The organism is Vibrio sp. 10N.239.312.C11 (genome assembly GCF_041466065.1).
Classification (GTDB): Bacteria; Pseudomonadota; Gammaproteobacteria; order Enterobacterales; family Vibrionaceae; genus Vibrio; species Vibrio tasmaniensis_A.
This window is the reverse complement of record NZ_JBFSRZ010000024.1, coordinates 1-24,059: the sequence shown is the minus strand read 5'-3', so window position 1 is coordinate 24,059 and position 24,059 is coordinate 1. Positions and strand designations below refer to the sequence as shown.

The window sequence follows — 24,059 nt, the reverse complement described above, 5'->3', positions numbered from 1 at the left end:
TTCACATGTACCAACTTAGCTTTTCTATGCCCGAATTTCTTGAAAACTACTGGCATAAAAAACCAACCATCTTGAAAGGTGGCTTCCAAAACTTCATCGACCCAATTTCGCCGGAAGAACTTGCTGGTTTATCGATGGAAGAAGAAGTGGATTCTCGCTTTGTCTCTAACCTCGACAATCAATGGACTGCAGAACATGGTCCATTCTCAGAAGAGAAGTTTGGCGAACTCACTGAAACACATTGGCAATTGATCGTTCAAGCGGCTAACCACTGGCATCAGGGTGCCAATCAGCTGACTGAAGCGTTCCAAGCGTTACCAAACTGGTTATTCGACGATCTAATGATCTGCTATTCAGCACCAGAAGGTGGCGTAGGCCCCCATATTGATCAATACGATGTATTTATCATTCAAGGCCAAGGTAAACGCCAGTGGAAAGTCGGCGCAAAAGATATTGGCCAATACAAAGAGACCGTTCAAGCTTCTGCACTTCGTCAAATCGAAGGTTTTGACCCGATCATTGATGAAACTTTAGAGCCAGGCGATATCCTTTATATCCCACCAGGTTTCCCGCATGAAGGGAACACGTTAGAGCCGTCAATGAGCTACTCTATTGGCTACCGCTCCCCTAAAGAACAAGAGCTGATTAGCAACTTTGCCGACTTTGTACTTGCTCATGATATGGGTGATGTTCACCTGCATGATCCAGAGTTCAAAACGCAAGAAGGCTACGGCAAAATTCGTTCATCGGATTTAAGCAATCTCACTGACATGTTGAAATCTGCACTAGAGCAACCTGAAACCATCAGCGAATTCATGGGATGTTTGCTAAGCCAATCACGCCACCAGCTTGATATCGTCGCTCCTGAGCCATTATGGACAGAAGAAGAGATCGCTCAGCACTTAGAGTCAGAAGGCGAGATTTGTCGAGTATCGGGCTTAAAAGCGCTCTACCATGAGAATGAAAGCAACACAGCTTACATCAATGGGGAAGTCGTTAAAGTTGAACAGGCTGATTCTTCGCTACTAAACGTACTGTGTGATGATTCGGTAATTAACTCAACAACTAATCTTTCTCCTTCAGGTGTAACCGTCGTGACGGAATTGGTGAATAAAGGTTACTGGTTTATCGAAGACTAACATCGTTAATCGGTTTCGCGGATATCGCCAAGCCCTAGAGCCTTAGAGCCCAAGAAAAATAAAAGGGACAAATGAAATCTTCATTTGTCCCTTTTTCTATTCAATTGTTAACTAAGCTTAAAAGCTATACAGTGAACAACTAGGCTAAACCTTGAACTGATTAACCAATTTCTGCTGCTGTTGGGACAGTTGATCAATTTCGCTACCCACTTGTTCAGAAGCTGCGGCTTGATCCAAGATCTTCGCACTCAAATCACGGATATTAACGACACTTTGGTTCACTTCACCGGAAACCGATTGTTGCTCTTCTGCCGCTCTCACGATCTGGTTGTTCATATCACTGATCGCTTCTATAGAAGTAAAGATCGAACCCAGATCTTCGACCGCTTTTTGAACATGTAATGCCGTGTCGTTAGCGAGAATATTACCTTCTTGTATCGCTTCAACGACATCTTGAGTGCCCGCGTGGACCTTGTCGATCACCGCTCTGATTTCACCAACCGATGACTGTGTGCGACTTGCGAGGTTTCTTACCTCATCAGCAACGACGGCAAAACCTCGACCTTGCTCACCTGCACGAGCCGCTTCAATCGCCGCATTCAATGCCAGTAAGTTGGTTTGCTCAGAGATCCCTTCAATCACACTTAAGATCTCAGTGATGTTACCGTTATTTTTAGCCAACTCTTCAACAATAGGCACGGCGCTCGACATACGATCCACCAGCTTTCTCATCTCACCGGCAGAAAGTTCGATAACCTGTTGGCCTTGCTGAGCAGAACGATTCGCTTCACAAGCGGCATCAACGGCTATTTCAGCATTTTGTACCACTAAGCCCGAAGTCTGAGTCATCTCTTCTGCCGCGGTCGCCACAAGATCCACTTCTTTAAACTGAGACTCACTACTTTCACGAGTACTTGATGCCGAGGCCTTCGCTTGGCTTGTCGTGCTCCCCACTTGCTCAGTGGTCTGAATCACCTCTTTAATCGTGTGTTGAAGCTTGTCTAAGAACAGGTTAAACCCTTGTGACAACTGACCAATTTCGTCTTGAGATTTCACTTCCAAGCGTTGCGTTAAATCACCTTCACCAGAAGCAATATCGTTCAGTCTCTCAACCACCTGTCGAATAGGCTTAACAATGGACAGTGAAGCAAAAGCAATGATCGCTAGACCGAAAAGAATAAAGCTAATACCCGCAATCACTTCAGTCTTAATACCTTCACTTAGCTTAGTACTAATAATGGCATCCAATTGATTCGCGTCAGCAACCACACTCTCTCTTGGAATCTCAAACAGCACACCCCAAGTTTGGTTGGCGGCAACAACAGGTGCAAATGCGAGTAACCACTCACCATTCTCACTCCATTGAGTCGTGACTTCGCCACCAAAGATAAAGTCCGTCATTAGATCACTACTTGTATTGTTGCTTTGAAAACTCGAACCAACCGCAATACTTTGATCATCAGAAGCGATAACGGAACCGTCTAAGCTAACGACGTAAACCGCGCCTGCACCTTCAAACAAGCTTTGATCCGATTGAGTGACAACATTGGTTAAACCATCGAGCCTTAAGTCGATGCCCAAAAAACCAATCGCCACATCATCAACGATGATAGGCACCGAAATCGAAGACGTAAGCAGTTCTTGACCACCGCTACTCACAACTCTTGGCGTACTAATACACGTTTGTCCAGATGACAAAGGACAGAAAAAGCGTTCGCTATTGCTGTTATCACTCAATGTTGATTCTGATAACACGTTTGGAAGAACATTCTCACCATTATCTGCGACCTTCCAATAAGGAGCAAAACGCCCTCTTTCATTCGAGCCGACATAATCCGCATCGACATAATTCGCATCTTCAGCATCAAGTAAATCGGGCTTGAAGACTAGGTAAGCCCCTTGAATAGAATCAAAGTTCAAAACGGAACGACGAACCATTTCATCTAACGCAGTACGAAGCTCTTCACTTGGGGTAAAGTTTTCGTCTGCGTTGTTCTTTAGAAACTGAGCACTAGAAGCCAACATTTCTGCTCGATAAATAGCTTCATCGACATAACGTTGAGTTTCCTGAGCATTAAGCTGAGAAACGGATGCCAACAACTGTTGAGTTTTGTTAATCACTGATTCTGAGCTTTGAGATTTTATGACCTGTTGATTGCTCGTCGCGTTGTAGATCGAGAAACCAATGAGAGACAGTGACGTAATGATTAAACAACAACCTGCTAAGAGGGTTATTTTCCACTGTACTGATAGAGAGCGCATTTAATATCCTTATTTAAGCCAAAAGACTTCCATAACCGTAACCATCACATTAGTAACAAACTGCTATGCACAATGTGAATGAGTTAGACGAATAGCTTAGCGGATAATTACAGCACAAATTACGTGCATATAAAACGAAAGTTTATAGAAATGTTAATAAATCGTGTATTTTGTCTGTTATTGCTTTGATTTCAAGAGCTTTCAGCTTGTCAGACTTAGGCTTCTTTTTGCCTACGCTTCCGGTCATGAATAACGCAAATTGATTCAGAGTAATTGCAACATTTCAAGGAAGCCAATAACTCCTTTTATTTTATAACCTCAATAAATTCGGATTAGTTTTTATAATCTAAGCTATAGATTTTTATCTTGATCAACTTCACACTTTTTGGTTGCTAAGTAGATGCTCAATCTCTAATATCTCGCGCCTAGATTCCCAGGTTACTTTACTTATTTGGCTCTCCTTAATGGAACGCCAAGACTTTTTACGTCCTAATTTTTGGAGAGATACGCAAATGTCCGCCTCGTTTCCATTAGCGAAACTTACCTTTTTAATCGCTATCCTGACTGCCGTGGGTCAAATGACTCAAACGATGTACGTGCCTTCTATCGGTCATATGGCGGGTGAGTTCTTGGTTTCAGCATCTTCGCTTCAAGCTGTGATGGCGTGCTACCTGATCCCTTATGGTCTGTCGCAATTTGCATACGGTCCACTTTCTGATCGCCTAGGTCGCAAACCAATCATCGTTGTCGGTTTGATCATCTACATCATCGGTACTTTGGTGGCATTGTTTGCTCACGAATATGAATGGTTCTTAGCAGGTAGCTTTATACAAGGTTTGGGCATCGGTTGTGGTGGTGCGATGTCTCGTACATTGACTCGCGACTGTTTTGAAGGCGCAGAACTGCACCGCGCAAACAGCTTAATTAGCATGTGTGTGATTTTCTCACCATTGATGGCTCCTGTATTAGGTGGGTACTTAACAGAAGCTTTCGGTTGGCGTTCTAGCTACTTGTTCCTGGCGCTGTTTGGTATCGCAGTGGTGATCACCATGATGACGAGCATGATGGAAACTCTGCCAAAAGAACGACGCAAACATGAATCGGTTGCCAACAGCTACAAGTTCGTTCTATCTGACAAACGTTTCCAAGGTTTCTTATTGGTATTGGTCGCAACATTTGCAGGTGTAGCGGTATTTGAAGCTGCGGCAGGTGTATTGCTTGGCGGTGTACTTGGCTTGCCTGCAACCACAGTAAGCTTGTTGTTTGTATTACCCATTCCAGGTTACTTAGTCGGTGCTGGCCTATCCAGTTTCATCGCACGACGTCGCTCTGAGCGCCGCGCTCTGAATGTTGGACTAGTTGCTATCTTGGTAGGGTCTACCGTGGTGTTGATACCAGGTCTATTTGGTCAAACAACAGCATTAACTTTGATTGGTGGTGCTACGATTTACTTTTTGGGCGCTGGTATCTTATTCCCGGCGGCAACAACAGGTGCGCTTTCGCCATTCCCGTACCACGCAGGTACTGGAGGTGCGATTTTGGGTGGTATGCAAAACCTAGGTGCTGGCATCGCAACACTACTGGCCTCGTTCTTCCCAGCTCAAGACCAACTGCCGCTAGGTTGCTTGATGATTGCAATGTCATTCATCGCCATGCTTGGTTTACGTTGGGTTAATCGTAAACCTGACCATTCAAACGAAATGCCATTGGCTATCTAAAGTAAACTCTACCTCAGCTCAAACAACGAAGAGGGACAGACTGGAAAGTGTGTCCCTTTTTCATTGCACGTTTTCCCCCAGCTCACATCTACCATCGATTCCATTAAACATTACTTTGATTTATTGAAAACAATAACAGACACTTACGCTGAAAGTACCAATCCAGAATCCAATTATAAATAACATCACTGGAAGAAAACTAACCACTAAAGGATGCTGGCATTAAAACGAGTAAGGTACACAATAGGATATACAGATGCGTTTCGCTTTAACCACATTAGCCGTATCGGCCGCACTTGTCGCCGGATGCAGCAATCAAGGAATAACAACCATGGACCACAACTCTCCATCGCAACTCATCGCACATCAAACCCAAGCTCCCGTAGCTAAGAAAGCCCCTCATGCAATGACGATTCATGGTGATACCCGAATCGATGATTATTACTGGATGCGTGATGATGAGCGCCAAGACCCAGAGATCTTGCAGCATCTTGAGCAAGAGAACCAGTACGCAGAAGCCGTGCTGAAACACACTGAAGCATCACAAGAACAGTTATTTGAAGAGATCAAAGGCCGAATCGCAAAAGACGACCATTCGGTTCCAGTTCGCAAAGGCAGCTACTACTACTCGAATGAAGTCACAGGTGACAACGAATACCCAGTTCACTTGCGTGAAAATGACTTTTTAGGTACAGACAAGCAAGTCATCTTAGATGTTAATGAACTAGCAAAAGACCATGAATTTTTCAGCATTGGTGGCTTAACGATCAGCCCAAGTGAAAACTTGTTGGCCTATGGCGAAGACACGCTGAGCCGCCGTATTTACACCATCAAGATTAAAGACCTCACGACAGGTGAATACCTAAAAGATGAAATTGAAGGTGCTTCGAGCGCTATTGCATGGCAAAACGACAACCAAGCCTTTTACTACATCAAAAAAGATCCACAAACACTACTTGGTTATCAAGTTTACCGCCACGTTTTGGGCACACCTCAGACAAGCGATGAGTTAATCTACGAAGAAACCGACAGCGCTTACTACACCTCTTTGAGCAAAAGCAAAGATTGTGAACAGGTCTACATTTGGCACTCGAGTACAGAAACCAGCGGTGTTTCAGTCATAGATGCCAACAACCCAAACGCTAAAGCTGAAGCTTTCTACCCACGAGAAACGGGTATCGAGTACAGCATCGCTAAGCTAGGTGATTGGTACTACATCTACACCAACTACCAAGCGGTCAACTTCCGTTTAATGAAAGTCACAGCCGAAAAGATGCATGACCGCTCTAAATGGGTCGATGTCATTCCTGCTGACGATAACACTCAGCTTGTTGACTTCGAGTTGTTTGATGACCATCTGGTTTATGAGCAACGTACGAATGGCTTGTCTACCGTGAAAGTTCGTCAACTCTCCACGAGCAAAGAGTTCCCACTCGAATTTAACGACACTGCTTTTGCTGCTTACCTAACAAGTAACTATGAATTAGATAACTCAAAAGTTCGTGTCTATTACAGCAGCTTAACTACGCCAGGTACTTACTATGATTTCGATCTAAGTACAGGTGAATCTGAGCTAATGAAGCAGACACCCGTATTAGGTGATTTCGAAGCGGATAACTACCAATCAGAGCGAATCATGGTAACGGCTCGCGATGGTAAGCAAGTTCCTGTCTCTTTGGTTTATCGTAAAGATCTATTCAAGAAAGACGGTACCAACCCTATCTACCAATACGGCTACGGCTCTTACGGCCACACAATCGAACCAACCTTTGGCTCGGCTCGTCTCAGCTTACTTGATCGCGGATTCGTTTATGCTATCGCACATATTCGAGGTTCCGAGATGCTTGGGCGCCCTTGGTATGAGGACGGCAAAAAGCTAACCAAGCAAAACACGTTCAACGACTTTATCGATGTGACCAAAGGGCTGGTTGAAGAAGGCTACGGCGCACAAGATAAAGTGTTCGCCGTTGGTGGTTCTGCTGGCGGTCTATTGATGGGCGCAATCATCAACCAAGCACCAGAACTGTACCGTGGCATCGGAGCACATGTTCCGTTTGTAGACGTTGTCACAACCATGCTTGACGAATCGATTCCTCTCACCACCAACGAGTATGATGAATGGGGCAACCCGAACGATAAAACCTATTACGATTACATGCTAGGTTACTCACCATATGACAATGTGAAGGATCAAAGCTACCCGAACATCTTGGTAACAACAGGCCTGCATGACTCACAAGTACAATACTTTGAACCCATGAAGTGGGTTGCGAAGCTGCGTGAAATGAAAACAGACAACAACGTGCTGCTGTTCAAAACCGATATGGAAGCCGGTCACGGTGGGGCTTCCGGTCGATTTAAGCGATTAAAAGAAGACGCACTTGAATACGCGTTCTTTTTAGACTTGCTAAAGACTCAGTAGATTCTGCGCAAAAGTGAGTATTCACACCATTTTGTCGCCATTTAGGGGCGACAAAATGGCGACAGAAATTATTAAGCATGCTTAAATACTATTAATCATGAAACCCACCAAATCAGCAAGCCCTTGAAAAGCAAGCAATCACAAGGGTTTACGAGAGGTATAAAAACAAATGAAAGTAATTAGCTTCAACATCAATGGCCTTAGAGCCCGCCTTCATCAGCTTCAGGCTATTATCGATAAGCACCAACCTGATGTGATTGGTCTACAAGAGATCAAAGTGCACGATGAAGCCTTCCCACTAGCCGATGTTGAAGCTATGGGTTACAAGGTCTACTTCCACGGTCAAAAGGCTCACTACGGTGTGGCTATGCTTTGTAAGCAAGAGCCAATTTCGGTACAAAAAGGCTTTCCTACAGACAATGAAGACCATCAAAAGCGTATGATCATGGCGACGTTTGAAGATGAAAACGGTGAGAAGGTCACTGTGCTAAATGGTTACTTCCCTCAAGGCGACAACATTAAGCATGAAACCAAATACCCGTACAAGCGCCAGTTCTACAAAGACTTAATGACGTACCTGAACGATTACCACAACAAAGATGAACAAGTGATCGTAATGGGCGACATTAATATCAGCCCTACCGATATTGATATCGGCATTGGTGAACCTAATGCGAAACGTTGGTTGAAAACCGGTAAATGTTCTTTCCAACCAGAAGAACGCGAATGGTTGAAAACATTGATGGATTGGGGCTTTGTGGACAGCTTCCGTTTACTACACCCTGAAGTGAACGATCAATACTCATGGTTTGATTACCGCTCAAAAGGCTTCGTGGACAACCGCGGCCTGCGCATTGATGTGGTACTTGCGACTCAGAAGCTTGCTGACAAGTGTACTGAAGCGGGCATCGACTACGAACTACGCGGCATCGAAAAACCGTCAGATCACGCGCCAATTTGGTCGACGTTTAAGTAGTTACTTTTAGGTAACAGAACTTAGCCATATCAAGTAGCTGGTAAATCGTGTTCACTAGGCTAACCAGAAGCGAATAACGAAAGAGAGGAGTTAATATCTCCTCTCTTTTTTCTTCGTGACTCTATCTGCCATATACCTAATTAAGCGGCCAAGCGGTCGTGCCGTCAACATCTAACGGCGTCTTAGCAAATTCATCTAAGCAATAGCCTTGATTAGACGATGCAAAATATGTCAAAGGCATGTTACTTAGACTAAGAGCTGTGACTTGTTGCTTCGCTTTATCACTGAAACTGAATCCCCACATATCTAAGTATTGCTTCATATCCCTTTCTGCTACGTAGCTTAATGCGATAAGCAACCAGTCATTGTTGGTGATGCCTTCGGCTTCTTGTTTGGTGTAATCAGAAAAACCAATCGAGCCTTTACCGTTGTTCCAAAGAGTATCACTGGCTTTCAAGCGATTAAACTCGCGTTCAATCAAGTGTAAGCGCCCTAGTAAATGCCAACCTGAATTCAATACACCTTGCTGCTCAGTCAACATCATCATTTGAATGAACATACGAGCCCCCCAACTCCAACCCGTTTGATTTTGAGCCGCCATAAAAGCGTTTGGATCTGGCTGAGTTCGGCTCTGCTGTAAAAGTTGATACTGCCCTTTAAAGTCTAGGCTTTGGCAAGACGATACCTTTGTCGTGTCTTTGTAATACTTTGATTTACTAAAATACGAATAATAGTTGGTTGTTGAGTGGCCTTCCCATCCAGCGAATCTAAAACGTCCTCTTTCCAGTCCATGACCAAGCTCGTGCAAATCACCATGCCCTAGAGGATGAAAAGACCAATAAGCATCGTAAGGGTTTCCTGAACAGCCGTAACCACAGTTCGCTTGATCGGCATTCATGTGCTTCACGACATCAATGTTCGCGATTTCCCAGCCCTTTGCCTCACCGTATTGATGTACTTCAGTAATTTCATCAATCCCAGGACCTCTAAAACCTGCAAGCGCATGAGGAAAGTTATGTACATAACGCTCAGTGGCGAGTGCCATATCATGCGGCTGCGCCCAATCTGAGGCACCGATAGACTCTTTCATCTTGTCTAGTTTAGAGTGAACTTCAAATCCGGGAGTCACCAACTCAGCCCAATCAAACTTTCCTTCTTCAAGCTGCGCGACAAAGCTATCGTTGTCCGCTTTACTTCGCCAAACAGGGTGTTGGGCAACATTTTCAAAACGGAGCTCTACATCGATATCGTTGGTATCAAAATGAACTTGTAATGTCCCGCCATAGGCAGAGGTCAGGTATATCGTTTCTCCATGTTTTACGGGGTAAGTTACCGAAGTCAAAAACTTCGGCCTTGCATAGCCGTCTTTACCCGAAAACTCATGAGTCGCACCACTACGTAGTGTGTTAAGGGCAATCGACGTTGCCACTTTGTTATTATCTAATCGCGTCACTTTGATCGTCTTACCCGGTAAGGCGTATACACCCGCCGCACGGAAATTTCTCTTTGACTCTAAAGTAATATTCTTGCTGATGAGAGGGACATTCTTAAAGTTCTTGGTGCTGAAGTTCCCTAAACTCGGCTGTGCTGCATTATGTTGTCGAGTGTTGTATGTCGCGTAATCACTGTAATACGATCGAAGAAAGTCGATTCTATCTGTTACGTCTTTACCCATTGGGTACTTAACGTCTTGTCGGTAGCGATCAGCAAGTAGCAGTAACAGCTTTTCATATTCGTAGTTCTTGGATGCAAAGAGATCAATTTTTTTGCTATCAAGCGTCGTTAGGTGTGAACGAATACTGTTCGCTGCCTTATAGAACTCTTCATCCATGTTGGACTCATCTGGGCAAGATTTGTCATCACATAAATTCAAGTCAACAGTGAAACTATCGAGTTTCAGGCGCTGTAAAAGTGCTTGTTGTTTGACGATATTATCTGGCATTCGATCAATCAGTTGCGTTGAATCCCAATTTGACAGCCCTAGCCTACGCCAATAGTTATCACCAACATACGTCATATGCATTTCTGCAAATAGTGCGTTGCCTAAGTCCGTCATACCGCCATCAAGATGCAAGTACAGTACGGGAATCTTTTTGTTGAACGCCAAACGTAACCCCGTCATTACATCGTTAATTTCGTCACCATCATTTAACTTTTGAGACAAAATCAATAAATCAGGGTTGTTCGTTTCAATACATTGGCTTAATTTGCTGCCGTCACAGGCGTTATCATCATTGATAACCATCGAAGGATTGATGTTGCTCGTTAGCCAGTTTCGCGTTGCTTTGTCATCAGGAAAATAATAAGACTGATCCATCTGAGCCAAGACAACATTCTTAGGTGAACTTGTGCCTGATGCCCAACCCACCAAGTTTTTCAACCACACTTCCATTTCTGCGTTGACTGAATCCGTTGAACGTTGCTTAGTTCGAAATGGGTTACTTGCTAACGCAGCGTAACGACTACCGCTCGATGTATAACCTGCAATACCAATCGCAAGCTCTTGGTCAGTATATCCACTCTGCATCGCTTTATTGGTTTGCAGGATGACATCGTTGAAGCCGTAAGTTGGTAAGATTATCGCGGCATCGTGTGTTGGATCCCAATGAAGATTGCGCAGCGGCGTGCCGTCTGAATTTTTAGACAGAGACTGTTTAATTTGACTGTAATCAGATTTGTATTGGGCAACGAGCGTTTGGCTGGCGTCAATAAACTCATTGGCATTAGATACAAGGGATGCATCTCCGGATTCAAGCGCTTTTTGTACCGCCGTTTTACTCGGAGGTTGAGCGGAATCACTAGAACCACCACATGCAGAAAGTAGTAGAGACGACGGCAGAATTAGACACAAAGATAAGATGTTTTTTTTCATTGTTATACGACACTCAAAAAAATTGGAGCAAGTGTATCTATGGGTTTACTTAAGTCAATTGATTCGACTAATGGGTTCGTAATTTATGGAGTGAACTTAACAAATACCACTTAAACTTATTAGAACCCGAACAATTGAATTGAAATTAAAAACGGCGCTACAAGAGCGCCGTTTATCTAAGAAAATCTGTATCGTAGAGTTAACTTAACGGCCTTAGGTAAGCAAGGAAACGCTTCTCTGCGAATTTGAAAATCGCAATGATAATAAACGTTAGCGCCATGTAGAATAGACCTGCCGTTAGGAAAGACTCGAATGGAGCGTAGTAGCGAGAGTTGACCAAACGTGCAGCACCCGTTAAATCCATAATGGTTACGATACCTGCTACCGCTGAACCATGAAGCATAAAGATAACTTCGTTACTGTAAGCCGGTAATGCACGACGTAGAGCACTTGGTAAAATGATGCGGCGGTATGTCTTGGGTGTGCTCATACCATACGCCTTTGCTGCTTCAACTTCACCTTTCGGTAAGCCATTAATAGCACCACGAATGATCTCTGCAGTATATGCTGATGTGTTTAGAATAAACGCAACTAAAGCACAGAACCACGCGTTTTCCCATAGTGTATCTTTTACTGGGAAGAATTGGTCCATACCGTAGTAAATCAGGTACAACTGCACCAATAACGGCGTACCACGGAAGAAATAAATGAACGACCAAGCTGGTGCATTAATCATCATATTTGGACTGTTACGAGCGATAGCTAATGGTATGGCTACGAATAAGCCAACAATCAAAGCGACACAAACCATCCAAGCCGTTGTCCACAAACCACCAAGGTAAATCGGCAGGCTTTCAATTATCAATGAAAAGTCCATAACTACCTCGCGTGGATACTGAATTTACGTTCAACCAACTTAAGTAAGCCCGTCGAAACACTGGTGAAGAATAAGAAGATGATTGCTACCGTCATATAGAAGGTAAATGGCATTTTGGTTGAACCCGCCGCCAGAGCGCTAACACGTACCATGTCTTCAAGGCCAATAATAGAAACCAGCGCGGTAGTTTTTAGTAAAACCAACCAGTTATTACCAAACCCCGGCAGTGCGTGACGAATCATTTGCGGTAATAGAATACGACGGAACGCTAAGACAGGGCCCATTCCATAGGCCTTTGCCGCTTCCATCTCACCGCTGTCGACAGCCATTATCGCACCACGGAAGGTTTCTGCCATGTACGCGCCGAAGATGAAGCCAATGGTTAAGACGCCAGCAATAAATGGGCTGACATCAATATAATCAGGTAGGTAAGCGGTCCACTCGTGGTTAGGGTCACTCGACGTGAACCATTCATTGAGCCACTCATTGATGGAATACAAACTGTTGTTTAAAAGGATTTGTCCACCAAAGAAAATCAGCATCATCAATACGAGATCGGGTATACCTCGAATAACGGTTGTGTAGAGGGTTGCAATAGCACGAGCCCAGCGATAAGGCGCGAGTTTAGCTAAGGCACCTAGCATACCAAGAACCATAGCTAAAATTAGCGACAGTAAGGCAACTTCGATTGTAAGCACCGCCCCTTTCAGGATCGACGCTTCATATCCTTGTAAATCAAACATAATGAATTCCAACAGAACTGCGAAAAAGTTGGTAAGACAGGGAGAGGTGAGCCTCTCCCTTAAGAAGTGACGCTAGAGATTACTTACCGTATACGTCGTAGTTGAAGTATTTAGCAGCGATATCTTGGTAGATGCCTTTTTCACGTAGTGAAAGGATTGCAGCATCTAATTGCTTAGTCAGATCTTTGTCTTGCTTACGTAGAGCAATACCAAAACCTTCACCGAACCATTTAGGATCAGTTAGTGATGGACCAACAAACTCGTAGTCTTCACCACCCGCTTTGTTTAGTACACCTTCTTCTAGAGCAGATGCATCACCCAGTACAGCAGCAACACGACCGTTAGCTAGATCAAGGTAAGCTTCGTCAAATGAACCGTAACGAACGATTTCTACTGTGTCGCCGTAGTTATCTGTTAGGTACTTGTCGTGAGTTGTTGCACGTTGAACGGCAATTTTTTGACCACTTAGATCATCAAAGTTAAGGCCTGCACCTTTTTTAGCGATGAACTTGTTTGGGATAAGTGCGTATTTACCTGTGAAATCGATCTTTTTCTTGCGCTCTTCCGTGATAGACATTGCCGCAATGATCGCATCATATTTACGAGCAAGCAGAGAAGGAATAATACCATCCCAATCTTGTGCAACGATCTTACACTTCACCTGCATTTCAGTACAAAGCGCGTTAGCCATATCGACATCGAAGCCTTTCAGCGAACCGTCAGCTTCTGTCCAGCTAAATGGAGGGTAAGCACCTTCAATACCGAAACGTACTGTTTTCCATTCTTTTGCTTGAGCTACGCCCGTTGCAGCAGTTGCAGCAAGTGCCGCGACTAATAACCACTTTTTCATATCCCTACTCCTGTGATTTAGGTTTTTATGTTTTGCTAATTTTAATATTGTGTTTGTTGTTACTTATTAACTTACTTGTTGTGTTTCATTGTTGACACTGTCGCCATTTACCTTAGCAACAGCATTTCAATTCTGATTAGTAAATCGATGAGATAAATTGTTGTAATCGCTCAGATTCAGGCTCAGTAAACAGTTTAGCTGGATTGCCCTGTTCTTCCACCAAGCCTTGATGTAAGAACATCACATGATTTGATACGTCACGAGCAAAAGCCATTTCATGTGTTACCACAAGCATGGTTCTTCCTTCTTCTGCTAGATCGCGCATTACACCAAGTACTTCCCCTACTAACTCAGGATCAAGTGCCGATGTTGGTTCATCAAATAGCATTACTTCAGGATCAACCGCTAACGCTCTTGCAATCGCCGCACGCTGTTGCTGTCCGCCAGATAAATGACCCGGGTAGTAATCTTTGCGTTCATATAGCCCTACTTTCTTCAGTAGCAGCTCAGCATTTTCAATCGCTTGTGCTTTAGGTACACCTAAGACGTGAACAGGCGCTTCGATAACATTTTCGAGAACGGTCAGATGAGACCACAGGTTGAAACCCTGAAAAACCATTGCTAAGCGAGAACGGATTCGCTGTACTTGTTTTTCATTGGCAGGAACAGAAACACCTTGGCGGTTATTTTTCATTTGAATTAATTCACCATTAACCCAAATCTCGCCAGCAGTAGGTGTCTCTAAAAGGTTGATACATCTAAGGAAAGTACTTTTACCCGACCCTGAAGATCCGATAATCGATACTACATCGCCTTTATGCGCAGAAAGTGAAATTCCCTTTAAAACTTCATTTTGACCAAACGTTTTGTGTAAATCCTTTATGTCCAGCGCTGGTACATCTTTCATGCGCTTTCTCTCCCAAGTTTGTGAAAATGCAAGGTACTCCGACCTTTTCATGCGATACAAACTAGCACCACACGAAACAACATGCAACAAATTATTAACCTAATAATTGAGAATAAATAGCGATTAACTCTGACTTATTATGCAATGAATAGCGTTTTAGTCTCAATTTACTGAATGAAATGTATCAACAAGCTGTAATTGCGACTCTGACATTGTTTAAATAAAGTTAATCAAAATGAGATTCTCGTAGCTTGATACCTCACAAGAAAAACACGTTTTGTGAACTTAAAAACGGCGCTTCCGACAAAATCTAACACCCACAGTAGTACACCAAACTCACTATACGAGAACGTTATTTGAAGGTCGTTGAGTGGTTAAAACTTCATAGGCAACTAAGAGACCAGCTACTAATAGTGAAACCACTCAGTAAGTAAGAGGTATCCGGCTGATGCTATATAGAGCAAGACATGAAGAAGATAGCTAACGTCAATTTGTGAAAACTAATTACACAATTCATCAACGGTACGTTAATGAATCGCTTCGTTTTGTAGCTTTCTTTCACATAAACTCATAAAGTGATCAAGATCAATCACCCTAAAGGGTAAGCTTGTTAGACTCAGCAGCAAAGAATAAGGCATTAAAAATGCCAAACATTTCTTTTAACTTAGCTGCATAAAGCACATCAAATCCGTGCAACATAATATTAATAAGTTATAACTAAGAAATAACGCAATTACGCGAAATTTTATAATTCAATTTTAGAATTACTAACATAAAAATATGAGGAATCTATGTCAGACGTTGTGAATAATGCGAACTCTGAAGTAGAAGAGAAAAGCTATAAAGAGCTACACCGCCCTGCTTCTGAATTTGAGAGCCGCTCAGATTACTTAGATCACGAACTTCAAATCATGAAGCCTCGTCGTTTTGGCCTAAACCTTCCAGGCCGTGATTTCCGTTTTGAACTTGAAGATCTTGTTCCTGCACTTGCTGGTACCATCGGTATCATCGCGATGTACTCTGCAGTAATGATGTCTTGGGCTGATGGCCTAACTCAAGCTTGGGATCACGTAAACCTAGGTAAAGACTTCGCGATTGAAGTTGCTCGTGTAGAAATGCTGATTCCTGCACTGCTGTTCTGTATCCTTGCTTCTGGTTTCTTCAACCCGAAAGCAAACCTTGCCGGTAACCACGGCCCAATGATTCCTCTTATTGGTACCATCGCTCTCGCTGGTGCTCACCCTCTTGCATTGGCTATCCTTATCGGTGTCTTCGGTCTAATCCTAAGTTTCCTAAAAGGCGGCTCCAAGCTGGTTAACCTGACTTCGGAAGGTACCGCTGGTGGCTTGCTCATTTTCTTAGGCCTAACGGGTACCATGAGCCAAATTAACTCGATTCAAGCATGGGCGGTTGGTCTTCAATCTTCTACTGTTGAAGCGGGTAGCATGGGTTACGTTGGTTTAATCGTTCTTGCTATTACTATTGCTATCTATGCTTTCTTAGCAAAAGTGAACAAGCGTTGGTTAGCTATCCCAGTTTGTGCATTCACAGGCCTTGCTATTGCATTAGCATTGGGCGCTGGTTTCGATATCGTATTCGAAACTGAAATGGGTATCCCAAACCTAAACCCAGTTTACTGGTGGGGTTCGACTTCTGAAGGTTGGATGCTTGGCTTGCCAAACGTTGAACACTTCATCGCTTCTCTACCATTTGCAATCCTAGCGGTAGCGATGTGGTCACCAGATTTCCTAGGTCACCGTATCTTCCAAGAACTAAACTACCCTAAAAAGTCTGAAAAAGTTCTGATGGACGTTGATGACACTATGACTATGTGTTCTGTGCGTCAAATGGTAGGTACAGCGGTTGGTGGTGGTAACATCACTTCTTCTTGGGGTACTTACATGATCCCAGCAGCAATCGCGAAACGTCCAATTCCTGGCGGCGCAATCTTGCTTGGTTCTCTATGTATTATTGTTGCGATTCTTGGTTTCCCAATGGACGTTGCAGTATGGCCACCAGTGATGCGTGTTGCGCTACTTGTAGGTGTATCTCTACCTCTACTTGAAGCGGGTATGCAAATGGTTAAGGATTCAAAGGATTCTCAAGCAGCTGGTATCTGTATCTTCGGTTCAGCGGTTGTTAACCCTGTATTAGCATGGGCTCTGACTATGCTTCTTGATAACAACGGTCTAATTGGTGATAAAGAGCGTGCGAAGCGTCTATCATTTGTAGACAAGATTGTAATCCCAGTTGGCGTTTTAGTTATCTGTTTAGTAGCAATGCTTGCAGTTGGTATGCTAGAAAGTCAATATGGCCTAAAAGCTTGGCTATAATGCTCATTACTACACAAAAGTAGTATCGGGATTAAAAAAAAGTTTGGGTGGCAACCCCTGCCACTCAAATTTTTTCAACTTTTTTTGGCATTTATTGATTTAGTTTAAGGTTTACAGAAATTTTTTAGCGTAGTCTTGAATACATAGAGTAAAGACAACATATAAAAGGTAGTGACAATATATATAACCATATGACGCTCATATGCTCATATATATTGTTATTAATAAGAGTGTACTACCCTTACGAGGGGCGCTGGCTCAACAGTGTTAATGTACGTATTTTTTCTACTAAAAAGGTAGGTATGTCATGGCAGAGCAATTTGCTAAAGCTTGGGAAGATTTTGCTGCAGGTGAGTGGCAAAGCGAAGTAAACGTTCGTGATTTCATTCAAAAGAACTACACGCCATATGAAGGCGACGAGTCTTTCCTAGTTTCTGAGGGTACTGAAGCAACTAACAAGCTTTGGTCTTCGGTAATGGAAGGTATCAAACAGGAAAACGCAACTAAAGCACCTGTAGATTTCGATACTTCTGTTATCTCTACCATTACTGCTCACGATGCAGGTTACATTGAGAAAGATCTTGAGACTATCGTTGGTCTACAAACTGAGAAGCCACTAAAACGTGCAATCATCCCTAACGGTGGTGTACGTATGGTTGAAGGTTCTTGTAAAGCATACGGTGAAACTCTTGACCCAATGGTTTCAAAAATCTACTCAGAATACCGCAAAACACACAATGCTGGCGTTTTCGATATCTACACTCCTGATATCCTAAAATGTCGTAAGTCTGGTGTTCTGACTGGTCTTCCTGATGCTTACGGCCGTGGTCGTATCATTGGTGACTACCGTCGTGTTGCACTTTACGGTATCAACTTCCTAATGAAAGACAAAGCTGCTCAATTCGCTTCTCTACAAGAGCGTTTCGAGAACGGCGAAGATCTTGCTGCTACAATGCAATTGCGTGAAGAGATCTCTGAGCAACATCGTGCTCTAGGTCAAATCAAGCAAATGGCTGAGAAATACGGTTTCGATATCTCTGAGCCAGCTCAAACTGCTCAAGAAGCTATTCAGTGGACTTACTTCGGCTACCTAGCTGCGGTTAAATCTCAAAACGGTGCTGCAATGTCTCTAGGTCGTACTTCGACTTTCCTAGACATCTACATCGAGCGTGATATCGCTGCTGGCAAAATCACAGAAGACCAAGCACAAGAGATGATCGACCACTTCGTAATGAAGCTGCGTATGGTTCGTTTCCTACGTACTCCTGAGTACGATGAGCTATTCTCTGGCGACCCAATCTGGGCTACAGAGTCTATGGGTGGTATGGGTGTTGATGGTCGTACGCTAGTAACGCGTTCGAACTTCCGTTTCCTTAACTCTCTATACACTATGGGTCCTTCTCCAGAGCCAAACATCACTGTTCTTTGGTCTGAGCAACTACCTGACGGCTTCAAGCGTTTCTGTGCGAAGGTATCTATCGATACTTCTTCTATCCAGTACGAAAATGATGACCTAATGCGTCCTGACCTTGGTTCTGATGATTACGCAATCGCTTGTTGTGTATCACCAATGATCGTTGGTAAGCAAATGCAGTTCTTCGGCGCTCGTGCTAACCTTGCAAAAACTATGCTTTACGCAATCAACGGCGGCGTTGATGAGAAGCTTAAAATGCAAGTTGGCCCAGTTGGAGACAAGATCACTGACGAAGTACTTAACTACGATGACGTAATGGATCGCCTAGACACATTCATGGATTGGTTAGCTAAGCAATACGTGACAGCTCTAAACAGCATTCACTTCATGCACGACAAGTACAGCTACGAAGCGTCTCTAATGGCTCTTCATGACCGTGACGTTCGTCGTACTATGGCTTGTGGTATCGCTGGTCTGTCTGTTGCTGCTGACTCACTGTCTGCAATCAAATTCGCGACTGTTAAACCAATCCGCGACGAAGATGGCATTGCAACTGACTTCGAAATCGAAGGCGATTACCCTAAATACGGTAACAACGACTCTCGTGTAGATGATATCGCTTGTGAACTAGTTTCTACGTTCATGAACAAGATCCGTAAGCTTAAGACTTACCGTGATTCAATCCCTACACAGTCAGTTCTTACTATCACGTCTAACGTGGTATACGGTAAGAAAACAGGTAACACTCCAGACGGTCGTCGTGCTGGCGCTCCTTTCGCTCCTGGTGCAAACCCAATGCACGGTCGTGATGAGAAAGGCGCTGTAGCTTCACTAACGTCTGTAGGTAAACTACCGTTTGCTGATGCTCAAGATGGTATCTCTTACACTTTCTCTATCGTGCCAAACGCACTAGGTAAAGAAGAAGATAGCCAACGTGCTAACCTTGCAGGCCTAATGGATGGTTACTTCCACCACGAAGCTGGCATTGAAGGTGGTCAACACCTTAACGTGAACGTTCTTAACCGTGAAACTCTAGAAGACGCAGTTAAGCACCCTGAGAAATACCCTCAGCTAACGATTCGTGTTTCTGGTTACGCTGTACGCTTTAACTCTCTGACTACAGAGCAGCAAGCTGACGTAATCGCACGTACATTTACTGAGTCTCTATAAGCTCACGCTCAATAGACAGTAAAAACTATTAGCCTCGCCAATGTGCGGGGCTTTTTTATATCTACCCTAAATCTCATCAATGCCCCCTCCCCTTAGAAAGATTAGATTGGCCACAAAAAGCACACTCGCATTCACTTTTTTTCTACAAACCGACTCAAACTACGGTACTATTTCTGTTCATCATTTTAGAGTAACCGCTACATGAAATACCTTCGTTATTTACCACTGATTCTCCTCTCTTGTTCATCACTGGCATCTGAACGCTCTACGTTAACTTTTGCGTTAGACAACGATGGTATCTTTGGTGTCGACCAAGACTATACCAACGGTTTATTTCTGGGTTACACATCGTCAAGTATTACGCCATACGCTTGGGTAAAACCATTGAGCCTTTCCTATTGGGGCGCAAGCTCTTTAGATAAGTGGGAAATCACCATTGGTCACAAGATGTACACGCCTTCTGACATTGAATTAGAAAAACCATCAGCCAATGATCGTCCATACGCAGGTTACCTACATACAGAATTCAACTACATCAGCTTGAACCCACAACAAGCCCAGCGTTTTAACATCACGTTTGGTACTACAGGCGAGCGAGCACTTTCCGAAGACGCTCAAAAACTGGTTCACTCAATCACTAAATCAGACGAACCTATGGGTTGGAAGTATCAAGTTGATGATGAGTACGCAGGTAGCCTTGGTTACTTAAGTCATTTCAACCTAATGCGTAATCAAGCATTAGCGAATACTGACTTCGAGATATCTAACGTATCAGAGATCAACGTTGGTAATTTTAGAAGCGACATTTCTACTGGATTTATGTTCCGTTGGGGTACTGACTTGGGCGGCAACTTTGGCGCAGCGAACATCAGCACAGAAAACCCATTCAAAGCAGGCATGATAGGTGCTTCAAATACAGGTTGGTTTACTTACGCAGGTCTTGAAGGGCGTTACCGATTTAATGACCTGACTGTCGAAGAGGATCGTTCCGGTGTTAATGATTATGCAAAGAAAAATGACAAAGATCCTGCGATCTACGATGTGACTTTAGAAAACATTCAAGCGACAGCCGTACTTGGTGTTGCTTGGTATAACCGATACGTTGGTGCTTCTTTCGCACTTACCGCAAAAACACCCGATTACCAAGAAGCAACAAAGTCAGTGTACGGTACTGGTGGCATCACTATGTTTGCTTTCTTCTAGCCATAGAAAAGGCTTTCACCGCCTGCTTTTCAAGTTAAATAAAGGCAATCATCTTCACAGGTGATTGCCTTTATTTTTAAAGACCTAGTTACTATTTGACCCTATTTTATGTACCGTTTTTGTAATAAAATAAACGGTATAAATTCCTATACGAGAATAGCTCATGTCTACAACTGGTCGCATTCACTCATTCGAATCTTGTGGTACTGTCGATGGCCCTGGTATCCGCTTTATTGTGTTTCTTCAAGGCTGCTTAATGCGTTGTATGTACTGCCATAATCGCGATACATGGGATCTTCATGACGGAAAGGAAGTAACGGTCGAAGAGATCATTAACGAAGCAAAATCATACCGTCATTTCATGAAAGCCTCTGGCGGTGGTATCACCTGTTCAGGTGGCGAAGCGATGCTACAACCTGAGTTTGTTCGTGATTTTTTCCGCGCGGCTCAAGCTGAAGGCATCCACACTTGTCTTGATACTAATGGCTATATTCGTAAACACACTGAAGTGGTCGATGAAGTACTAGAAGCCTCTGATCTGGTAATGCTGGATCTTAAACATATGCGAGATGAAATTCACCACGATTTCATTGGTGTATCCAACCGACGTACTCTGGATTTTGCACGCTACCTACACAAAATAGGTAAGAAGACGTGGATTCGTTATGTGATTGTTCCTGGCTACACAGATACGCCAGAAGATGCGCATCTTCTGGGTGAATTCATTAAGGACATGGATAACATCGAAAAAGTAGAACTGCTTCCATACCACAAGCTAGGTGCTCATAAGTGGGAAGCATTGGGTCACGACTACCCTCTTGAAGGTACAAATCCGCCAAGCAAAGAAAAAATGGACGAGATTGTTGCTATCCTCAGTCAATACCATTCAAACGTAAAATACTAATTTAGACTTACGTTAATAGTGATTTCAAACGCCTCAATTTCGATTGGGGCGTTTTCTTTTTTGGTTAAAACAATCCTTTCACTTTTCTTTACAACTTTTGTTTATCAATTCAAAAAATCATATTAAATCCGTGTTGAGATCATGTTTCCACTCTTAGGAATGCTGTTACTCTTACTGCAACAAAATAATATAACATTTAGTTTTTTAGTGAGGTTCCTCCCATGGAAATGACCAATGCTCAGCGTCTAATTCTATCAAATCAATACTACCTAATGTCTCAAATGGATCCTGAGAACTCAGCTAAATACCAGCGTCTACAAACGATTGTAGAACGTGGTTACGAACTCCAAATGCGTGAGCTTAACAAAGAATTTGGTTGTTTAACTGAAGCAGAATGTCGCGAAATTATCGACATTATGGAGATGTACCATGCGATGCAAGAGTCGAATAAAATGCTTGCAGATCAAGAGCGTGCGGAAGTCGATCAACGTCGTCTACAATTCCTAGGTTTCGATATCGCTTCTGAAGCACAAATCGTACATTACGTGCGTTTCCTTGTTGACTCTGAAGGACTTTACCCTCAATTTGACAAAGCAGATCACCACTTCAATAGTCAAATGCCAATGTTAGAAAAGTACCGTCGCATGCTAACAACGTGGCGTAACTGCCCTCGTCAGTACCACCTATGTGCGACAGAGCTATCTCAAATATTTAGTGCTTAGTGCATTAGAAGATTAGCTTTAACTAGGCTTATAAAATTTCAAAAAAAGGGTTACTCATCATGAGTAACCCTTTTTTAATATTCATATATGAAGCAATAAGCCAAAGCTCCTAAAATACATAAGCGACACCGACGTTTGCGGCCATGTTAATGCCACTTTCAAGTATTGGGCTATTTTCAATATCACCTTCAAGGTTGGTATAACGAACACCACCAGCGATGGTCTTTAAAGAAATGGCATTGGCTGCTTGATATTGGAGAGTGTCGCACTTCGCAGTTGAATTCGGGCATGTAGAACTTGTTTTATTTTAAGTCAAAGATAATAAACAGTAATGGCATAACCACCGCTGAAATTACATTCCATAACATATGAGAAATAAAGACAGAAAGGCAAGCATAAATATTGCCATATCTCATCCGTACATATTCATATGTTAAAGCTAGAGCAAGTCCAGTTGCCAACACTATAATTGCGTTTATCGTAGAATTACCTAGGTGACACAAAGAAAATATAGTAGCTGAACCTAAAATTGAGAATGTTGGGCTTCCTTGTGCATGACGAAGAATCGTTTGTATAAAACATTGAAATATTAGAGTTTCAGTAAATGGTGCATCAATTAATATAAAAAACAATGCAGAAAAAATTTCATCATCACTCGTATCCAGAAGAATATTACCAAAGCCATTTAGAAGGAAATAATCTAAAAAAACAAAGATCAATGCCCATAACCATGCTAAACCGTAAACGCGAATAAAAAACTGTTTACTATTTAATTCTAACGCATCGTAAATTAAACAATTCATCCTGAAAACCAAGTTAAATCTCCATATTTAATACTCATTAAAGCTATTTAACCCATATCCCTCAGCATAAATAAAATAGCTATCAATTTTTATTGATAATAATTAATCATATTATTTCCGTACAAAACGTGACACGCAAGGCATATACACACGACTTATATGTAAAATAAGATTTCGAATGTTGTTGACATCTAGATCAAATAGGTTTCATCGAAAAGAAGGGGCTCTGGGAGGTGTTATATGAACAGGTATAAGAGAGTGGAATTAAGCCATTGAAAGAGTTCGTTCAAAAACTGAGTCCTTATCTTCACGGCATTATCGCATCGGCAAGTTCCCCGTTAAATACTTGCACATTGGAATATGGGTAAACAACAAGATAAAGCTAATCAAGTGAATGTAGCACTTATTATCTGAAATTGGGGGTATCGAGATACAGTCTACTTCTTCTTGAAGATAAAAGTGGCTTTCTCCGGAAAGCCGCTGTGAACCAATAAAAAGGGTTACTCATCATGAGTAACCCTTTTTTCTTTTCGTCTATAACGAGAAAAACAACAGCACCTAGAAGACGTATGCTACGCCAACATTCGCTGCCATATTAATACCGCTTTCAAGTATTGGGCTGTTCTCAATATCACCTTCAAGGTTGGTATATCGCACACCGCCGGTTACTCGAACATTTGGCGTCACATGGCTTTGTTGCGTAATTAAATTTAAAGATAGAACAACCCCGTTTCGCGTATTTCT

General features: G+C 42.9%; 17 protein-coding genes and 2 pseudogenes. 10 read left to right on the top strand and 9 right to left on the bottom strand.

Annotated elements, in window-relative coordinates; genetic code table 11:
- The first annotated feature begins 5 nt into the window (after positions 1 to 5).
- The gene (locus AB6D07_RS12135) at positions 6 to 1,139 is read left to right on the top strand and encodes a cupin domain-containing protein (protein ID WP_017102802.1); all 1,134 of its coding nucleotides are present in this window, start codon (positions 6 to 8) and stop codon (positions 1,137 to 1,139) included.
- A gap of 144 nt (positions 1,140 to 1,283) precedes the next feature.
- On the opposite strand, the gene AB6D07_RS12130 is transcribed toward AB6D07_RS12135, so the two are convergent.
- Positions 1,284 to 3,401 carry a methyl-accepting chemotaxis protein gene (locus tag AB6D07_RS12130; RefSeq protein ID WP_017102803.1) on the bottom strand — a complete coding sequence of 706 codons (2,118 nt, stop codon included), beginning with the start codon at positions 3,399 to 3,401 and terminating at the stop codon, positions 1,284 to 1,286.
- 512 nt (positions 3,402 to 3,913) lie between these two features.
- On the opposite strand from AB6D07_RS12130, the gene emrD reads away from it, so the two are divergent.
- The 3 genes from emrD (at position 3,914) to xthA (ending at position 8,517) form a co-directional block, all read left to right on the top strand.
- Positions 3,914 to 5,119, top strand: coding sequence for a multidrug efflux MFS transporter EmrD (gene emrD / locus AB6D07_RS12125; protein ID WP_029222894.1), 1,206 nt, complete (start codon positions 3,914 to 3,916; stop codon positions 5,117 to 5,119).
- Between the two features lie 331 nt (positions 5,120 to 5,450).
- Positions 5,451 to 7,541 carry a S9 family peptidase gene (locus tag AB6D07_RS12120; RefSeq protein ID WP_372091327.1) on the top strand — a complete coding sequence of 697 codons (2,091 nt, stop codon included), beginning with the start codon at positions 5,451 to 5,453 and terminating at the stop codon, positions 7,539 to 7,541.
- Positions 7,542 to 7,710: 169 nt separating this feature from the next.
- Positions 7,711 to 8,517, top strand: coding sequence for an exodeoxyribonuclease III (gene xthA / locus AB6D07_RS12115; protein ID WP_017102068.1), 807 nt, complete (start codon positions 7,711 to 7,713; stop codon positions 8,515 to 8,517).
- A 136-nt stretch (positions 8,518 to 8,653) separates the two neighbouring features.
- Here the strand turns inward: xthA and AB6D07_RS12110 are convergent, their stop codons facing one another.
- The 5 genes from AB6D07_RS12110 to AB6D07_RS12090 form a co-directional block, all read right to left on the bottom strand.
- Positions 8,654 to 11,389: an ImpA family metalloprotease gene (locus AB6D07_RS12110; RefSeq protein ID WP_017102805.1), complete on the bottom strand. Its 2,736-nt coding sequence runs from the start codon at positions 11,387 to 11,389 to the stop codon at positions 8,654 to 8,656.
- 199 nt (positions 11,390 to 11,588) lie between these two features.
- Positions 11,589 to 12,266: an ABC transporter permease gene (locus AB6D07_RS12105; RefSeq protein WP_009846321.1), complete on the bottom strand. Its 678-nt coding sequence runs from the start codon at positions 12,264 to 12,266 to the stop codon at positions 11,589 to 11,591.
- 2 nt (positions 12,267 to 12,268) lie between these two features.
- Positions 12,269 to 13,009, bottom strand: a complete 741-nt coding sequence (locus tag AB6D07_RS12100) for an ABC transporter permease (RefSeq protein WP_012603591.1) — start codon at positions 13,007 to 13,009, stop codon at positions 12,269 to 12,271.
- Positions 13,010 to 13,088: 79 nt separating this feature from the next.
- Positions 13,089 to 13,859, bottom strand: a complete 771-nt coding sequence (locus AB6D07_RS12095) for an ABC transporter substrate-binding protein (protein WP_009846319.1) — start codon at positions 13,857 to 13,859, stop codon at positions 13,089 to 13,091.
- Between the two features lie 136 nt (positions 13,860 to 13,995).
- Positions 13,996 to 14,766, bottom strand: a complete 771-nt coding sequence (locus AB6D07_RS12090; RefSeq protein ID WP_017102066.1) for an ABC transporter ATP-binding protein — start codon at positions 14,764 to 14,766, stop codon at positions 13,996 to 13,998.
- A gap of 791 nt (positions 14,767 to 15,557) precedes the next feature.
- Between AB6D07_RS12090 and AB6D07_RS12085 the strand changes: the two genes are divergently transcribed.
- The 5 genes from AB6D07_RS12085 to AB6D07_RS12065 all read left to right on the top strand — a co-directional run bounded on the left by AB6D07_RS12085 (position 15,558) and on the right by AB6D07_RS12065 (position 22,512).
- A complete protein-coding gene (locus AB6D07_RS12085) occupies positions 15,558 to 17,099 on the top strand; it encodes a DUF3360 family protein (RefSeq protein ID WP_009846317.1) in 1,542 nt (513 codons plus the stop codon).
- A gap of 307 nt (positions 17,100 to 17,406) precedes the next feature.
- Positions 17,407 to 19,683 carry a formate C-acetyltransferase gene (gene pflB, locus AB6D07_RS12080; protein ID WP_017102065.1) on the top strand — a complete coding sequence of 759 codons (2,277 nt, stop codon included), beginning with the start codon at positions 17,407 to 17,409 and terminating at the stop codon, positions 19,681 to 19,683.
- Positions 19,684 to 19,884: 201 nt separating this feature from the next.
- Entirely contained in the window at positions 19,885 to 20,886 is a 1,002-nt protein-coding gene (locus AB6D07_RS12075; protein ID WP_017102806.1) for a lipid A deacylase LpxR family protein, read from the top strand.
- A 163-nt stretch (positions 20,887 to 21,049) separates the two neighbouring features.
- The gene (gene pflA / locus AB6D07_RS12070; protein ID WP_009846312.1) at positions 21,050 to 21,790 is read left to right on the top strand and encodes a pyruvate formate lyase 1-activating protein; all 741 of its coding nucleotides are present in this window, start codon (positions 21,050 to 21,052) and stop codon (positions 21,788 to 21,790) included.
- Between the two features lie 221 nt (positions 21,791 to 22,011).
- Positions 22,012 to 22,512, top strand: a complete 501-nt coding sequence (locus tag AB6D07_RS12065) for a YfbU family protein (protein ID WP_009846313.1) — start codon at positions 22,012 to 22,014, stop codon at positions 22,510 to 22,512.
- A gap of 109 nt (positions 22,513 to 22,621) precedes the next feature.
- Here AB6D07_RS12065 and AB6D07_RS12060 read toward each other — a convergent pair.
- Positions 22,622 to 22,732, bottom strand: a pseudogene (locus AB6D07_RS12060) (MipA/OmpV family protein); the annotation flags it as partial.
- 82 nt (positions 22,733 to 22,814) lie between these two features.
- Positions 22,815 to 23,315: a CPBP family intramembrane glutamic endopeptidase gene (locus AB6D07_RS12055; RefSeq protein ID WP_017102807.1), complete on the bottom strand. Its 501-nt coding sequence runs from the start codon at positions 23,313 to 23,315 to the stop codon at positions 22,815 to 22,817.
- A gap of 254 nt (positions 23,316 to 23,569) precedes the next feature.
- Here AB6D07_RS12055 and AB6D07_RS12050 point away from each other — a divergent pair.
- A pseudogene (locus AB6D07_RS12050) lies at positions 23,570 to 23,801 on the top strand (transposase); the annotation flags it as partial.
- A 72-nt stretch (positions 23,802 to 23,873) separates the two neighbouring features.
- On the opposite strand, the gene AB6D07_RS12045 reads toward AB6D07_RS12050, so the two are convergent.
- The coding region (locus AB6D07_RS12045) for a MipA/OmpV family protein (protein ID WP_372140721.1) at positions 23,874 to 24,059 on the bottom strand (186 nt) is incomplete at its 5' end.

Bases quoted from the DNA above. Each gene is read 5' to 3' on its own strand.
- AB6D07_RS12135 (WP_017102802.1), top strand. From the start codon at position 6: ATGTACCAACTTAGCTTTTCTATGCCCGAATTTCTTGAAAACTACTGG.
- AB6D07_RS12130 (WP_017102803.1), bottom strand. From the start codon at position 3,401: ATGCGCTCTCTATCAGTACAGTGGAAAATAACCCTCTTAGCAGGTTGT.
- emrD (WP_029222894.1), top strand. From the start codon at position 3,914: ATGTCCGCCTCGTTTCCATTAGCGAAACTTACCTTTTTAATCGCTATC.
- AB6D07_RS12120 (WP_372091327.1), top strand. From the start codon at position 5,451: ATGGACCACAACTCTCCATCGCAACTCATCGCACATCAAACCCAAGCT.
- xthA (WP_017102068.1), top strand. From the start codon at position 7,711: ATGAAAGTAATTAGCTTCAACATCAATGGCCTTAGAGCCCGCCTTCAT.
- AB6D07_RS12110 (WP_017102805.1), bottom strand. From the start codon at position 11,389: ATGAAAAAAAACATCTTATCTTTGTGTCTAATTCTGCCGTCGTCTCTA.
- AB6D07_RS12105 (WP_009846321.1), bottom strand. From the start codon at position 12,266: ATGGACTTTTCATTGATAATTGAAAGCCTGCCGATTTACCTTGGTGGT.
- AB6D07_RS12100 (WP_012603591.1), bottom strand. From the start codon at position 13,009: ATGTTTGATTTACAAGGATATGAAGCGTCGATCCTGAAAGGGGCGGTG.
- AB6D07_RS12095 (WP_009846319.1), bottom strand. From the start codon at position 13,859: ATGAAAAAGTGGTTATTAGTCGCGGCACTTGCTGCAACTGCTGCAACG.
- AB6D07_RS12090 (WP_017102066.1), bottom strand. From the start codon at position 14,766: ATGAAAGATGTACCAGCGCTGGACATAAAGGATTTACACAAAACGTTT.
- AB6D07_RS12085 (WP_009846317.1), top strand. From the start codon at position 15,558: ATGTCAGACGTTGTGAATAATGCGAACTCTGAAGTAGAAGAGAAAAGC.
- pflB (WP_017102065.1), top strand. From the start codon at position 17,407: ATGGCAGAGCAATTTGCTAAAGCTTGGGAAGATTTTGCTGCAGGTGAG.
- AB6D07_RS12075 (WP_017102806.1), top strand. From the start codon at position 19,885: ATGAAATACCTTCGTTATTTACCACTGATTCTCCTCTCTTGTTCATCA.
- pflA (WP_009846312.1), top strand. From the start codon at position 21,050: ATGTCTACAACTGGTCGCATTCACTCATTCGAATCTTGTGGTACTGTC.
- AB6D07_RS12065 (WP_009846313.1), top strand. From the start codon at position 22,012: ATGGAAATGACCAATGCTCAGCGTCTAATTCTATCAAATCAATACTAC.
- AB6D07_RS12055 (WP_017102807.1), bottom strand. From the start codon at position 23,315: ATGAATTGTTTAATTTACGATGCGTTAGAATTAAATAGTAAACAGTTT.